Origin of the sequence: Xanthobacter versatilis (assembly GCF_043193975.1) — a bacterium.
In the GTDB taxonomy this organism is placed as follows: domain Bacteria; phylum Pseudomonadota; class Alphaproteobacteria; order Rhizobiales; family Xanthobacteraceae; genus Xanthobacter; species Xanthobacter autotrophicus_E.
Genome location: NZ_JBAFVB010000012.1, coordinates 16042 through 28414, shown reverse-complemented (window position 1 = coordinate 28414; position 12373 = coordinate 16042). Strand labels below are relative to the sequence as shown.

Here is a 12373-nt window from a genome sequence, read left to right as displayed (position 1 = left end):
CCCAATGAGACTGGAGACCATCATGATGATTTCGCGCAGGACGACACTCGCGGCCCTCGCCTTCAGCCTCCTCGCCGGCACGGCGATGGCCGCCGACACCATCAAGATCGGCGTCAACGAGCCCCTCACCGGCGCCTTCGCGGCCTCCGGCACCTATGTGGTGAACGGCGCCAAGATCGCCGCCGACGAGATCAACGCGAAGGGTGGCGTGCTTGGCAAGAAGATCGAGCTCGTCATCGAGGACAACAAGAGCAACCCCACCGAGGCTGCCTCGGTGGCGGAAAAGCTCATCACCTCCGACAAGGTGCCGGTGCTGATGGGCTCCTGGGGCTCCAGCCTGACGCTGGCCACCATGCCGAAGCTGGAGGAATACCAGGTGCCCATGCTGGTGGAGACCTCCTCCTCCGGCAAGATCACCACCTCCGGCAATCCCTTCATCTTCCGCATCTCGCCGCCGTCCTCGGTGGAGGCCGACGCGTTCGAGCCCATCGCCAAGAAGCTCGGGCTGAAGAAGGTGGACTTCCTCGTCATCAACAATGACTGGGGTCGCGGCGCCGCGGCTGACTTCTCCAAGATGCTGAAGGCCAACGGCGTGGAGGTCGGCCTGACCGAGACCATGGACCAGTCGGCCCAGGACATGAGCGCCCAGCTCTCCAAGCTGAAGGCCTCCGATGCCGACACCATCATGGTGACCAGCGCCGTTGACCAGCTGACCCTGCTGTTCAAGCAGATGGCCGCCCTCGGCCTGAAGAAGCGCGTCATCACCACCGGCGGCTCGCAGAACCCGGACCAGATCATCGCCCAGGCGGGACCTGCGGCCGACAACACCATGCACCTCACCACCTTCCTGCCCTGGTGGCCGGAGAAGACCCCGAACCCCGAGGCCACCGCCTATTTCCTCGGCGAGTGGAAGAAGCGCGGCTTCGAGTTTGCCGGCGCCACCGAGAGCTTCCGCGGCTATGACGGCATCCGCACCGTGGCGGCTGCCATCGCGGCCGGCGGCGGCACCGATCCCGCCTCCATCCAGAAGGGTTTCTGGAAGGTCGACATGGTGGGCCTCAACGGCCCCATCAAGTTCGCCAAGAGCGGCCCGGCCGGCAAGGAGAGCGGCCAGTCGAAGCCCAACGTGTACCTGATCGAGATCACCGACGGGAAGGTGAAGCAGGTTCAGCTCGGCGGCTGATGCCCGCCCTCGACCGGCGCTTCCCCCGCCTTTGCGCGGGGGCGCCGGGGTGGGGGATCGGGTGCCGTCAACTGCCCTGATCGCAAACCTTCCCTCACCCCGCTCCCGGTTCCCCTCTCTAGGTTTCCCGCTTCCGTGGCCCGCAAGGCCGCACCGCCTCGAATGCCAGACGGACAGGCCAGATGGACCAATTGCTGCAACACATCCTGAACGCGCTAGTGCTGGGTGGCACCTATGCGCTGCTGGGCATCGGCCTCACCTTGATCTTCGGCATCATGAACGTGGTGAACTTCACCCACGGCGCGCTCTACACCTTTGGCGGCTACGCCATGTATCTGGCGGCGGTGGCGCTGGGCCTCAACTTCTTCGTCGCGCTCCCTGTGGCGCTGGTGGCGGGCCTGCTGCTCGGGGCCTTCATCGAATTCACGCTGCTGCGGCCGCTGCGCCGCTCCGACATCGACACCACCATGCTGGTGATGATCGGCGCCGGCATCATCATGCAGTCGGGCACGCTTTGGATCTTCGGCGGCGTCGCCAAGGCGGTGCCGACCCCGTTCCCGGCACAGCCGCTGGTCATCGGGCCGGTGTCCTTGTCCTACGTGAACCTGTTCGTGCTGGCGGCGGCGGTCGCCCTCATCGCCATCACCTATTTCACCATCAACGGCACCAAGCTCGGCCGCGCCATGCGCGCCACCTTCCAGGACCACGACACTGCGGCGCTGATGGGAGTGAACGTCTCCCTCATCTACACCGCCACCTTCGCCATCGGCTCGGCGCTGGCGGCGGCGGCCGGGGCGCTCCTGGGGCCGGTCTATGTGGTGACCCCGCAGATGGGCGAGCTGGCGGCTGTGAAGGCCTTCGCCATCGTCATCCTCGGCGGGCTCGGCTCCATCTCCGGGGCGACCATCGGCGGCTTCATCCTCGCCTTCGCCGAGGAGCTGGGCGCCGGCTACATCTCCTCGGGCTATCGCGACGCCATGGGCTTCCTCATCATCATCGCGGTGCTGCTGGTGAAGCCCACCGGCCTGTTCGCCCGCGCGGAGCGGATCGGATGACGCGCTTCATCGCCCCCCTCTTCCTCGTGGTCTTCGCCCTGGTTCCGCTCGGGCTGAAGGATCCCTACCTGCTCAATGCCCTCATCATCACGGGCATCCTCACCATCTGCGCCATGAGCCTGAACCTGCTGCTCGGCTTCACCGGACAGCTCAGCCTCGGGCACGTGGCCTTCTTCGGCATCGGCGCCTATGTGAGCGCGCTTACTGCGCTGGGCTTCGACGTGAGCCTGCCGTTCGGCCTGCGGGTGACCCACGAGGGCGGATCGCCGCTGATGGGCTTCGTGCTGGCCGTCGGCCTTACGGGACTGTGCGGCTATCTCATCGGCCGGCTGTCGTTCCGGGTGCGGGGAGCCTATTTCGTCATCGTCACCATCTCGTTCGCCGAGGTGGTGCGGCTGGTGGCGCTGAACTGGGTGGAGCTGACGCAGGGCCCGCTCGCCCTCACCGCCATCCCCAACATGGTGCTGCCGGTGCCCGGCCTCGGCGACGTGGCGCTGCGCTCCAAGATGCAGAACTACTACCTGGTGCTGGCGGTGGCGGCGGTGAGCTACCTCGTCATCGCCCGGCTGGTGGCCTCGCGCTTCGGCCGGGCCATGCGCGGGCTGAAGGAGAACGAATCCCTCGCGCTCTCCCTCGGCATCAACGCCACCCGCACCCTCACCGTGGCCGCCACCATCTCCGCCGCCATGGCCGGGGCGGCGGGCAGCCTCTATGCCCATTACATCCGCATCATCGATCCCGACGTGTTCCTGTTCTCCTACACCGTCACCATGGTCATCATGGTGGTGTCGGGCGGCAAGGGCACGCTGGCCGGCCCGCTGGTGGGCGGCATCCTGTTCGGCCTGCTGCCGGTGGCGCTGCGGCCGGTGATGGCGCCGGAAGCGCAATGGATCGTCTACGGCGCCATCCTCATCGCCATCCTGTTCCTCATGCCGCGGGGCATCGTGCCGGCTCTGGAGAGCCTCGCCCTCCGCCGCGGGCCTGCGGCCGCCGAGGCCAAGATCGCGGCAAAGAGCGCCAAAGCGGGAGCCAACCCATGAGCACGCGTGAGAGCACGCCCATGAGCCATCCTGCGGGCATGGCCATCCTCAATGTGGAGCATGTGGGCATGCGGTTCGGTGGCCTCACCGCCATCGCCGACCTGCATTTCGACGTGCACGCAGGCGAGATCGTGAGCCTCATCGGCCCCAATGGCGCCGGCAAGACCACCGCCTTCAACATCATGACCGGCTTCCTGAAGCCAACCCAGGGCCGGGTGCTGTTTCGCGGGCAGGACCTCTCCCAGACCCGGCCCAACGAGATCGCGCGGCTGGGCCTGGCCCGCACCTTCCAGCGCACCAGCGTGTTTGCCGACGACACGGTGCGCGACAACGTGCTCATCGGCCTCAACCGCCATGGCGACGTGGCGCTCCTCGACCGCCTGTTTCCCACCCCGCGCGGCCGGCGCGCGGAAGCCGCGGTGCGCGAGCGGGCCGACGCCATCCTCGACCTCGTGGGCCTTGCCGCCCGCGCCGACGAGAAGGCGGGATCGCTGTCCTACGGCGAGCAGCGCCTGGTAGGCTTCGCTTTGGCGCTGGCGGTGGAGCCGAAGATGCTGCTGCTGGACGAGCCGGTGTCGGGCATGAACGCCTCCGAGACCCAGGGCTTCGTGCGGCTCATCCGCAAGGTGCGGGACGAGGGCGTCACCATCCTGCTGGTGGAACACGACATGCCCATGGTGATGGAAGTCTCCGACCGCATCGTCTGCCTCAATTACGGACGCCTGATCGCGGAAGGCCCGCCGGCGGCGATCCGCGCCGATCCCAAGGTGATCGAGGCCTATCTGGGCAAGAGCGCCGCCAAGCTGGAGCATAAGGAGCCGGTCCATGCTTGAGATTTCCGATCTCGTCTGCGGCTATGGGCAGGTGGCGGCGCTGAAGGGCATCTCGCTCACCGTCGGCCAGGGCCAGCTCGTCGCGCTGGTGGGCGCCAACGGGGCGGGCAAATCCACCACCCTGCGCTCCATCTCGGGCCTCGTTCCGGCACGCGGCGGCGCAATCCGGCTGGAGGGGGACGACGTGACCCGCGCCGGCCCGCAGCGCATGCTGCGCCTCGGCGTTGCCCATTGCCCGGAAGGCCGGCGGGTGTTCCCGCACATGAGCGTCGCCGACAACCTCGCCATGGGCGCCTATCTGCGCCCGAGCGATGCCGCCCTCCGGGACGACTACGCCCGCATCTACGCCACCTTCCCGCGCCTCGCCGAGCGGCGCGCGCAGATGGCGGGCACCCTTTCCGGCGGCGAGCAGCAGATGCTGGCCATCGGCCGGGCGCTCATGTCGCGCCCCCGGCTGGTGCTGTTCGACGAGCCCTCGCTCGGGCTCGCGCCCAACATCGTGGAGCAGATGTTCGCCATCATCGGTTCCATCCGCGATGCCGGCACCACCGTGCTGCTGGTGGAGCAGAATGCCTTCGCGGCACTGGAATTGTGCGACTACGCCTATCTGCTGGAGGCCGGCCGCATCGTGAAGTCCGGCACCGGCGCTGAGCTGATCGACGATCCGCACGTGCGGGCGGCTTATCTCGGCAGCTGATCTCCCGCCGGGGAACGCCCTGTCTCCCGCAGGGGCAGGAGCGGGGGCGGACGGAGGATGGCCACACTTCTGTCGCCCGCTTGTCACGGAAGGAGTCGACATCTCCCGCCGGATCAGATCGGGTGCCCCACATGGACTATTTCAAGCGATTCAACTTCCTGTTCGCGACCCCGGTGTTCGACGCCGAGGATCTGGAGGGCGCCCGCTACAACCAGATCGTCGCGGAGATCGAGCGTTCCGGCTTCGAGGTGGTGAAGGCCCGCAACCTCGAAGACGCCGAGATCGCGGTGCAGACCGATGCCGCCATCGGCTGCATGCTGGTGGACTGGGGCAAGAAGGGGCTGGAGGGCAAGACCGCCGCCCTCATCAACCTGATGCGCCGACGCGGCCTCGACTTCCCCATCATCCTGCTGATCCGCCGCAAGCGCTTCGAGGATGTGCCGGTGGAGGTGCTGGACTTCATCGACGGCTACGTCTTCCTCTCCGAGGAAACCCCCGCCTTCATCGCCAAGAACCTCATCAGCCGGCTCAAGCAATATGCCGAGACGCTGAAGACCCCCTTCTTCGGCGCGCTGGTGGACTATGCCGAAGAGGGCAACCAGCTGTGGACCTGCCCCGGGCACAATGGCGGCGTGTTCTATTCCCGCAGCCCCATCGGCCGGGTGTTCATGGAGCATCTGGGCGAGGCGGTGTTCCGCGACGACCTCGACAATTCCGTGCTCGACCTCGGCGACCTCCTGACCCACGAGGGCCCGGCGCTGGCGGCGCAGAAGGAGGCGGCGAAGATCTTCGGCGCCGAGAAGACCTATTTCGTCCTCAACGGCACCTCAACCTCCAACAAAGTTGCGCTTTCGGCCCTCGTCACCGACGGCGACCTGGTGCTGTTCGACCGCAACAACCACAAGGCCGCCCACCACGGCGCGCTGATGATATCCGGCGGCATCCCGGTCTATGTGCCCACCGTGCGCAACGCCCATGGCCTCATCGGCCCCATGGACTTCGCCGCGCTGGACGAGACCGCCCTGCGCGAGCGCATCCGCACCCATCCCCTGGTGAAGGATCCGGACGCGTGGCAGAAACCGCGCCCGTTCCGGGTGGCGGTGGTGGAGCAGTGCACCTATGACGGCACCATCCACAATGCCGAGATGATCCTCAAGGCCATCGGCCACCTCGCCGACTACATCCTGTTCGACGAGGCGTGGGCGGGCTTCATGAAGTTCCACCCGCTCTATGCCGGGCGCTTCGCCATGGGCCTTGCCGATCTCGGCCCCGATGCGCCGGGCATCATCGCCACCCAGTCGACCCACAAGCAGCTGGCGAGCTTCTCGCAGGCCTCCCAGATCCACATGAAGGACCGGCACATCACCGGCCAAAAGCGGCGGGTGGAGCACCGGCGCTTCAACGAGAGCTTCATGCAGCACGCCTCCACCTCGCCCTTCTATCCCTTGTTCGCCTCCCTCGACGTGGGCGCGCAGATGATGAAGGGCCGGTCCGGTGAAGTGCTGTGGGACGACACCATCCGCCTCGGCATCGAGCTCAGGAAGAAGATCCGAGCCGTGCGCCGCGAGTTCGAGGAGAAGGAGCTTCGCCCCGAGCGCCGCTGGTTCTTCGAGCCGTTCGTGCCGGACCGGGTGGCCATCCCCGACGTGTCGAGCCCCGGCGCGGTGCATGAGGTGCCGTGGGAAAGCGTCGCCACCGATCTCCTCGCCACCAACCCCGCCTTCTGGCACCTGACCCCCGGCGCGGCCTGGCACGGCTTCGAGGGCATGGCGGCGGGCTTCGCCATGACCGACCCCAACAAGCTGACCCTTCTGACCCCCGGCTTCGACCGCACCACCGGCGCCTATGCCGAGCACGGCATCCCGGCGCCCGTGGTGGCGCAATATCTGCGCGAGAACCGCATCGTCGCCGAGAAGAACGACCTGAATTCCCTGCTGTTCCTGCTCACCCCTGGGGTGGAGGCATCGAAGGCGGGCACGCTCATCTCCGGCCTCGTCGCCTTCAAGAAGCTGCATGACGAGAATGCGCTGCTGGAAGAGGCGATCCCGGAATTTTTCCGCCGTCGTCCCGCCCGCTATGGGGGCGTGCGGCTGCGCGACCTGTGCGGGGAGATGCACCGCTTCTTCCGCGCCGCCAATGTGAGCACGCTCCAGGCCATGCAGTTCCGCGCCGCGCACCTGCCGGACATCGCCCTTTCGCCCCACGACGCGGCCCGCTGCCTGGTGCGCAACGACGTGGACTACCTGCCCATCGACGCCATCGACGGCCGCATCGCGACCACGCCCTTCGTGGTCTATCCGCCGGGCATCGCCACCATCGTGCCGGGCGAGCGGCTGACCGAGCGGGCCAAGCCCATGATCGACTATCTCAAGATGTTCGAAGCCAGCTTCAACACGTTCCCCGGCTTCGACGTGGAGATCCAGGGCCTGTATCGCGAGACGGATGCATCCGGCCGCGTGCGGCTCCATACTTACGTCGTCGCGGAATAGGCTTTGGTCAGCTTGGGAGTGTCGGATCCATCCATGGAGCAGGAGCAAGCTGTCGTCGTCCGCCCCTCGCGGGAAGCGGACGTGGATGCCATGCTGGCGATCTATCGCCACCATATCCGTCGCGGCGTCGAGGAAGGCGTGGACGATGGCGACACGCCGCAGCCCGACGACCTGCGCGAGCGCCGCAAGAACCTGAAGAGCCGGCGCTTCCCCCACCTCGTCGCAACCCGCGGCGAGGTGGTGGTGGGCTATGCCTATGTGGTGCTGTTCCGCAAGCGGCCGGCCTATCGCTACAGCGTCAAGCACTCGATCTACGTGCACCACGCGCATCTCGGTGAGGGCATCGGCCGCCACCTCATGCGCGGGCTGATCGATGCCTGCGCGGCGGCCGGATTCCGCCAGATGATCGGCTATATCGACGCCGACAACACCGCCTCGCTGACCCTGCACGAAAAGTTCGGATTCGTGCGCGTGGGCCATCTGCCGGGGGTGGCCTATCGCTACGGCCGCTGGTCGGACAGCGTGATGGTGCAACGCTCGCTGGGCCCCGGCTCCACCACCCCGCCGCCGCCGCTGCCCCTCTCCACCCGCTGAACCGGGAAACTCAGCGGGGGCCGCCTCTTTCGCCCGGCTTTTGCAGCCACCCGGAGCGTGCGCCGCATTACCGCAAGGACAAGCGCGCGCAGCGCCAATCGAACGCAGTCAAGCTTATCAAGCGAATTGCTCCAATTTTGCGCCGGAAGGTCTCGAAGCGTGTGGCCTGGACGTCGGGACCCGCTCCGAAGTCCCTAATTGTGCGTTCTGTGTCGTTTTTTCCCGACCGGCAAAAAGGTACGCAATTATCGCATATTGCCGGGTCGAGCTGCGGGGCGTATCGAACCCCCTAGAAACAAAAGCAATACATAGAACGACGAAAGGCACCTCCATGGCCAATACGACGGCGGAGCTCGAAGCGCTCCTCTCGCAGCGATCGCTGACCGACGCGCAGCTTCTGGCGGCGGCGGAGACCTCGGCGGACTTCCGCATCCTGCCGGACGCGACCGTGCTCAAGATCGGCGGGCAGAGCGTCATCGACCGCGGCCGCGCCGCCGTCTACCCGCTCATCGACGAGATCGTCGCCGCCCGCAAGAACCACAAGCTGCTCATCGGCACCGGCGCCGGCACCCGCGCCCGCCACCTGTATTCCATCGCGGCGGAGCTGAACCTGCCGGCGGGCGTGCTCGCCCAGCTCGGCGCCTCGGTGGCCGACCAGAACGCCGAGATGCTGGGCCAGCTGCTGGCCAAGCACGGCATCTCCAAGGTGGACGGCGCCGGGCTCTCGGCCGTGCCGCTCTACCTTGCGGAAGTCAACGCCGTGGTGTTCGGCGGCATGCCGCCCTATTCGCTGTGGACGCGCCCCGCCCCCGAGGGCGTCATCCCACCCTACCGCACCGACGCCGGCTGCTTCCTTCTGGCCGAGCAGTTCGGCTGCAAGCAGATGATCTTCGTGAAGGACGAGAACGGCCTCTACAGCGCCAACCCGAAGACCGACAAGGACGCCACCTTCATCCCGAAGATCTCGGTGGACGAGATGAAGGCCCGGGGGCTCGCCGACTCGATCCTTGAGTTCCCCATGCTCGACCTGCTCAAGAAGGCGCGCCACGTGCGCGAGGTGCAGGTCGTGAACGGCCTCATCCCCGGCAACCTGACCCGCGCGCTCGCCGGCGAGCATGTCGGCACCATCATCACCGCGAGCTGAAGAAGAACTGCCATGTCTGATACTTCCAACGGCATCAAGCACGTCGCCTCGCCGCTCGCGCGCCAGACCCTCCTCGACGGCCAGCTCACCCGCCCCGTCGCCGGCGTCAAGCCCATCCGCCTGCTGCCCTGGCTGCAGGTGGTGAAGATCGGCGGCCGCGCCATCATGGATCGCGGCCCGAAGGCGATCCTTCCCATCGTGGACGAGATCCGCAAGCTGCTGCCCGAGCATCGGCTGCTGATCCTCACCGGCGCCGGCATCCGCGCCCGCCATCTCTATGGCGTCGGCCTCGACCTCGGCCTGCCGGTGGGCTCGCTCTCCCCGCTCGCCGCCAGCGAAGCCGGCCAGAACGGCCACATCCTCGCCTCGCTGCTGGCGCCCGAAGGCGTCTCCTACGTGGAGCACCCGACCATCGCGAGCCAGCTCTCGATCCATCTCTCCGCCGCCCGCGCGGTGGTGGGCAGCGGCTTCCCGCCCTATCACCACCACGAGTTCCCGGACTCGCGCATCCCGACCCACCGGGCCGACACCGGCGCGTTCCTGCTCGCCGATGCGCTGGGCGCGGCGGGCCTCACCATCGTGGAGGACGTGGACGGCGTCTATTCCACCGATCCGAACGGTCCTGACGGCGCCTCGGCGAAGTTCCTGCCCGAGGTCAGCGCCGCCGACCTTGCCGCCAGCGAGGGCACGCTGCCCTTCGACCGCGCGCTGCTCGACGTGATGGCCACCGCCCGCCACATCGAACGGGTGCAGGTTGTGAACGGCCTGGTGCCGGGCCGCCTCACGTCCGCCCTGCGCGGCGAGCGTGTGGGCACCATCGTCCACACCGCCGCCCGCCGCAACTGAGCCGACGCACCGGCTTCGACCCCTCACCCCCCTCCTCCGGGAGGGGGGCCTGCGAGCCATGGTTCCGCTGGCATCCTGCCCTGAATCGCCCCGGCTCGCGAAAAACGCCTGAAACACAAAGGTGCTACCGACGCGGCCCTTACGGAGCTGGGAGCACCCGATGGCCATTTCCACACTTATCACCGGCAAGACGCGCACCGGCACGACACGGAGCTGGTCGCGCACCGCGCGCCGCCTCGTCGGCACCCTCGTGGTGGCCGGCACCCTTGCCTGCGGGATCGCAAGTGCCGCGGCGGAGCAAGCCGTCAGCCTGTTCAAGATCATCACCGTGCGCGATGAGATCGTGGTGGGGGTGGGACCGCAGGATGCCGCAGCCCTCGGCGGCAGCGATGTCACTGCGGTCGGGCGCGCGCTCAAGGGCGGCGGCGAGCTCACGGTCTGGCAATATGCCGTGCGCAAGGCGCCGGACGGCGAGCTGGAGCAGGCGCCGCTGCGCCGCATCAGCATCATCGGCAACGACAGCCTGCGCGTTGAGCCCTATGCCACCCCGCTGCGGGTGGTCGCCCCCAAATGAGCGGCATCCGGAAGGCGCAAGGCCGGACGGCCCTGCTCCGCATCACCCTCGCCTCCGGCCTCGCCCTCTGGCTTTCGGCACCGCTCGCGGCGCGGGCGCAGGAGGCCACGGTACAGGAGGCCACCTGGCTCGCGGAGGCGAAGGCGAAGCTGCCGGCCATGCTGGTGGCGGGGCGCATCATCCGCCTCGACGAGGAGGCGCGGAAGGCCACCATTGCCGTGTTTCCCGCCGGAGCGGATTCGCCCGCCGCCCCCGGCAGCGTGTTCACGCCCCTCCAGGTGATGGAGGTGGATCTCAAGTCGGACAACGGCACCCTCGCCGTGGCCATGACCACCGTGCGCCCCCGCCGGCCCGACGAGGCAAGCGCCGACGACGACAGCGAGCCCTACCAGGCCGAGCTGCGCGCGGCATTGGCACCCAGGCGCAAGACGGAACCGCAGGTGGAACCGTGCCGCATCAAGGGATGGGCGCTCAACGACACCCGCCACAGCCTCGCGGTGCGCGCCGCGCCATCGGCGCAGGCGAAGGTGGTGGGCCATCTCGCGCCGGTCCGCGTCACCCCCGAGTCCGGACAGGGCTCGGAAGAGGGGTGGCGGGTGGAATTCGACATCACCGGCTACAGCCACGGCTGGTTCCGCATCGCCAAGGCGACATCGCCCGGCACGCCTTATGGCGACCCGCCGCCCAGGCGCTATCCAAGGACCTATGCCGGCACCGGCTGGATCCGCGCCAGCGAAGCCGGCGGGGCCTATGCCAATTCGCAGATGCCGGTGCGGCGTCTGTTGTCCGCCCCCCATGTGGATGCACCGGGCGAGCCGCCGGGCGCCGACGTGGCCGGGCCGGACGGCGCGCTCTCCATCGACGGCACATTGGTGCGCCTGTTCGCCTGCTCGGCGAACTGGGCGCTGACCGAGAGCCGGGACGGCCGCCGCGGCTGGTGGCGCGGCATCTGCTCCAACCAGGTCACCAACTGCAGCTGACGGGGCAAGGGGCCGCTGCCCAACCTGCGCCTTGGCCATTCCGTTCAGGCAGCGTCCGCCCTAGAGTGCGCGCCCTGCGGGTATCTGGTGAGGGGAGCGCTTCCGGCGCGCGAGCATGGTGGGGCAATCGAAGGGCGGGGAGACGGGCTGGCGCATCATCGTGGTGGACGACGAGGAAGCGCTGCGCGAGACCGTGGCCGAATATCTCGGCGGCCAGGGATTTCGCGTGCGCTCGGCCGCGAGCGGGCGCGATCTCGACACTCTGCTGGCCGCCGAGCCGGCCGACCTCATCCTCATGGACGTGCACATGCCGGGAGAGGATGGCCTCACCCTCGCCCGCCGCATCCGCTCCGCCGCCGCGACGCCCATCATCATGCTGACCGCGGCCGACGACATCGTGGACCGCGTGGCGGGCCTTGAGGTCGGCGCCGACGATTATGTGGTGAAGCCCTTCGACCTGCGCGAGCTGAAGGCGCGCATCCGCGCCGTGCTGCGCCGCTACACCGCGGTCCCGCCGCCCACGCACGAGCCACCTCCGGCGAACGGCGCCGCGCCCGCCGGTGCGGACCTGGTGCCGTGCGGCGTCGTCTTCCTGGACATGGAGGCCCACTGCCTCGTCAGGCGCGACGGCACGCGGGATATGCTCACCGCCATGGAGTTCGACCTGCTGCGTGTGTTCCTGCAGAACCCCAACCGCGTCCTCACCCGCGACCGGCTGCTCGACCTTGCCCACGACCGGGACAACGAGCCGTTCGACCGCAGCATCGACGTGCGGGTGACGCGCCTGCGCAAGAAGATCGAAGCCGATCCGGCCAAGCCCCAGGCCATCAAGACGGTGCGGGGCGTCGGCTACCTGTTCGTGCCCGGTCCCCGGGGCACATGACGACACCTCCGGCCGGGGTCTCCGTGAACGGGAGGCTCCGGCCGGAGGATCGCAC

General features: G+C 68.2%; 12 protein-coding genes. All 12 read left to right on the top strand.

The genetic code is table 11. The features are described 5' to 3' along the window. Positions 1-22 precede the first annotated feature (22 nt). The 12 genes from V5F66_RS19405 (at position 23) to V5F66_RS19350 (ending at position 12318) form a co-directional block, all read left to right on the top strand. Positions 23-1183 (top strand): ABC transporter substrate-binding protein, encoded by a 1161-nt coding sequence (locus V5F66_RS19405; protein ID WP_012112666.1) that lies wholly within the window; start codon positions 23-25, stop codon positions 1181-1183. A gap of 182 nt (positions 1184-1365) precedes the next feature. Then, positions 1366-2238, top strand: a complete 873-nt coding sequence (locus V5F66_RS19400) for a branched-chain amino acid ABC transporter permease (protein WP_394094526.1) — start codon at positions 1366-1368, stop codon at positions 2236-2238. Then, positions 2235-3278, top strand: a complete 1044-nt coding sequence (locus V5F66_RS19395) for a branched-chain amino acid ABC transporter permease (RefSeq protein ID WP_394094525.1) — start codon at positions 2235-2237, stop codon at positions 3276-3278. Before V5F66_RS19400 ends, V5F66_RS19395 begins: the two co-directional genes overlap by 4 nt. Continuing rightward, complete coding sequence (locus tag V5F66_RS19390; RefSeq protein WP_394053477.1) at positions 3275-4111, top strand: ABC transporter ATP-binding protein; 837 nt, start codon at positions 3275-3277, stop codon at positions 4109-4111. Before V5F66_RS19395 ends, V5F66_RS19390 begins: the two co-directional genes overlap by 4 nt. Beyond that, a complete protein-coding gene (locus V5F66_RS19385; protein ID WP_394053479.1) occupies positions 4104-4808 on the top strand; it encodes an ABC transporter ATP-binding protein in 705 nt (234 codons plus the stop codon). The genes V5F66_RS19390 and V5F66_RS19385 overlap by 8 nt, the downstream gene beginning before the upstream one ends. A 131-nt stretch (positions 4809-4939) precedes the next feature. Then, positions 4940-7297 (top strand): Orn/Lys/Arg family decarboxylase, encoded by a 2358-nt coding sequence (locus V5F66_RS19380; RefSeq protein ID WP_394053481.1) that lies wholly within the window; start codon positions 4940-4942, stop codon positions 7295-7297. A 33-nt stretch (positions 7298-7330) separates the two neighbouring features. Further along, the gene (locus V5F66_RS19375; RefSeq protein ID WP_012112660.1) at positions 7331-7891 is read left to right on the top strand and encodes a GNAT family N-acetyltransferase; all 561 of its coding nucleotides are present in this window, start codon (positions 7331-7333) and stop codon (positions 7889-7891) included. Positions 7892-8222: 331 nt separating this feature from the next. After that, entirely contained in the window at positions 8223-9035 is an 813-nt protein-coding gene (locus V5F66_RS19370; RefSeq protein WP_012112659.1) for an amino acid kinase family protein, read from the top strand. A 12-nt stretch (positions 9036-9047) separates the two neighbouring features. Next, entirely contained in the window at positions 9048-9881 is an 834-nt protein-coding gene (locus V5F66_RS19365; RefSeq protein WP_012112658.1) for an amino acid kinase family protein, read from the top strand. A gap of 160 nt (positions 9882-10041) precedes the next feature. Continuing rightward, positions 10042-10455 (top strand): hypothetical protein, encoded by a 414-nt coding sequence (locus V5F66_RS19360; protein WP_394002040.1) that lies wholly within the window; start codon positions 10042-10044, stop codon positions 10453-10455. Then, complete coding sequence (locus V5F66_RS19355; RefSeq protein WP_394094524.1) at positions 10452-11435, top strand: SH3 domain-containing protein; 984 nt, start codon at positions 10452-10454, stop codon at positions 11433-11435. The genes V5F66_RS19360 and V5F66_RS19355 overlap by 4 nt, the downstream gene beginning before the upstream one ends. Before the next feature lie 115 nt (positions 11436-11550). Beyond that, positions 11551-12318: a response regulator gene (locus V5F66_RS19350; RefSeq protein ID WP_394094523.1), complete on the top strand. Its 768-nt coding sequence runs from the start codon at positions 11551-11553 to the stop codon at positions 12316-12318. Positions 12319-12373: the final 55 nt, after the last annotated feature.

Excerpts from the sequence above, each read along its gene's own strand:
- V5F66_RS19405 (WP_012112666.1), top strand. The coding sequence starts at position 23 with ATGATGATTTCGCGCAGGACGACACTCGCGGCCCTCGCCTTCAGCCTC.
- V5F66_RS19400 (WP_394094526.1), top strand. The coding sequence starts at position 1,366 with ATGGACCAATTGCTGCAACACATCCTGAACGCGCTAGTGCTGGGTGGC.
- V5F66_RS19395 (WP_394094525.1), top strand. The coding sequence starts at position 2,235 with ATGACGCGCTTCATCGCCCCCCTCTTCCTCGTGGTCTTCGCCCTGGTT.
- V5F66_RS19390 (WP_394053477.1), top strand. The coding sequence starts at position 3,275 with ATGAGCACGCGTGAGAGCACGCCCATGAGCCATCCTGCGGGCATGGCC.
- V5F66_RS19385 (WP_394053479.1), top strand. The coding sequence starts at position 4,104 with ATGCTTGAGATTTCCGATCTCGTCTGCGGCTATGGGCAGGTGGCGGCG.
- V5F66_RS19380 (WP_394053481.1), top strand. The coding sequence starts at position 4,940 with ATGGACTATTTCAAGCGATTCAACTTCCTGTTCGCGACCCCGGTGTTC.
- V5F66_RS19375 (WP_012112660.1), top strand. The coding sequence starts at position 7,331 with ATGGAGCAGGAGCAAGCTGTCGTCGTCCGCCCCTCGCGGGAAGCGGAC.
- V5F66_RS19370 (WP_012112659.1), top strand. The coding sequence starts at position 8,223 with ATGGCCAATACGACGGCGGAGCTCGAAGCGCTCCTCTCGCAGCGATCG.
- V5F66_RS19365 (WP_012112658.1), top strand. The coding sequence starts at position 9,048 with ATGTCTGATACTTCCAACGGCATCAAGCACGTCGCCTCGCCGCTCGCG.
- V5F66_RS19360 (WP_394002040.1), top strand. The coding sequence starts at position 10,042 with ATGGCCATTTCCACACTTATCACCGGCAAGACGCGCACCGGCACGACA.
- V5F66_RS19355 (WP_394094524.1), top strand. The coding sequence starts at position 10,452 with ATGAGCGGCATCCGGAAGGCGCAAGGCCGGACGGCCCTGCTCCGCATC.
- V5F66_RS19350 (WP_394094523.1), top strand. The coding sequence starts at position 11,551 with ATGGTGGGGCAATCGAAGGGCGGGGAGACGGGCTGGCGCATCATCGTG.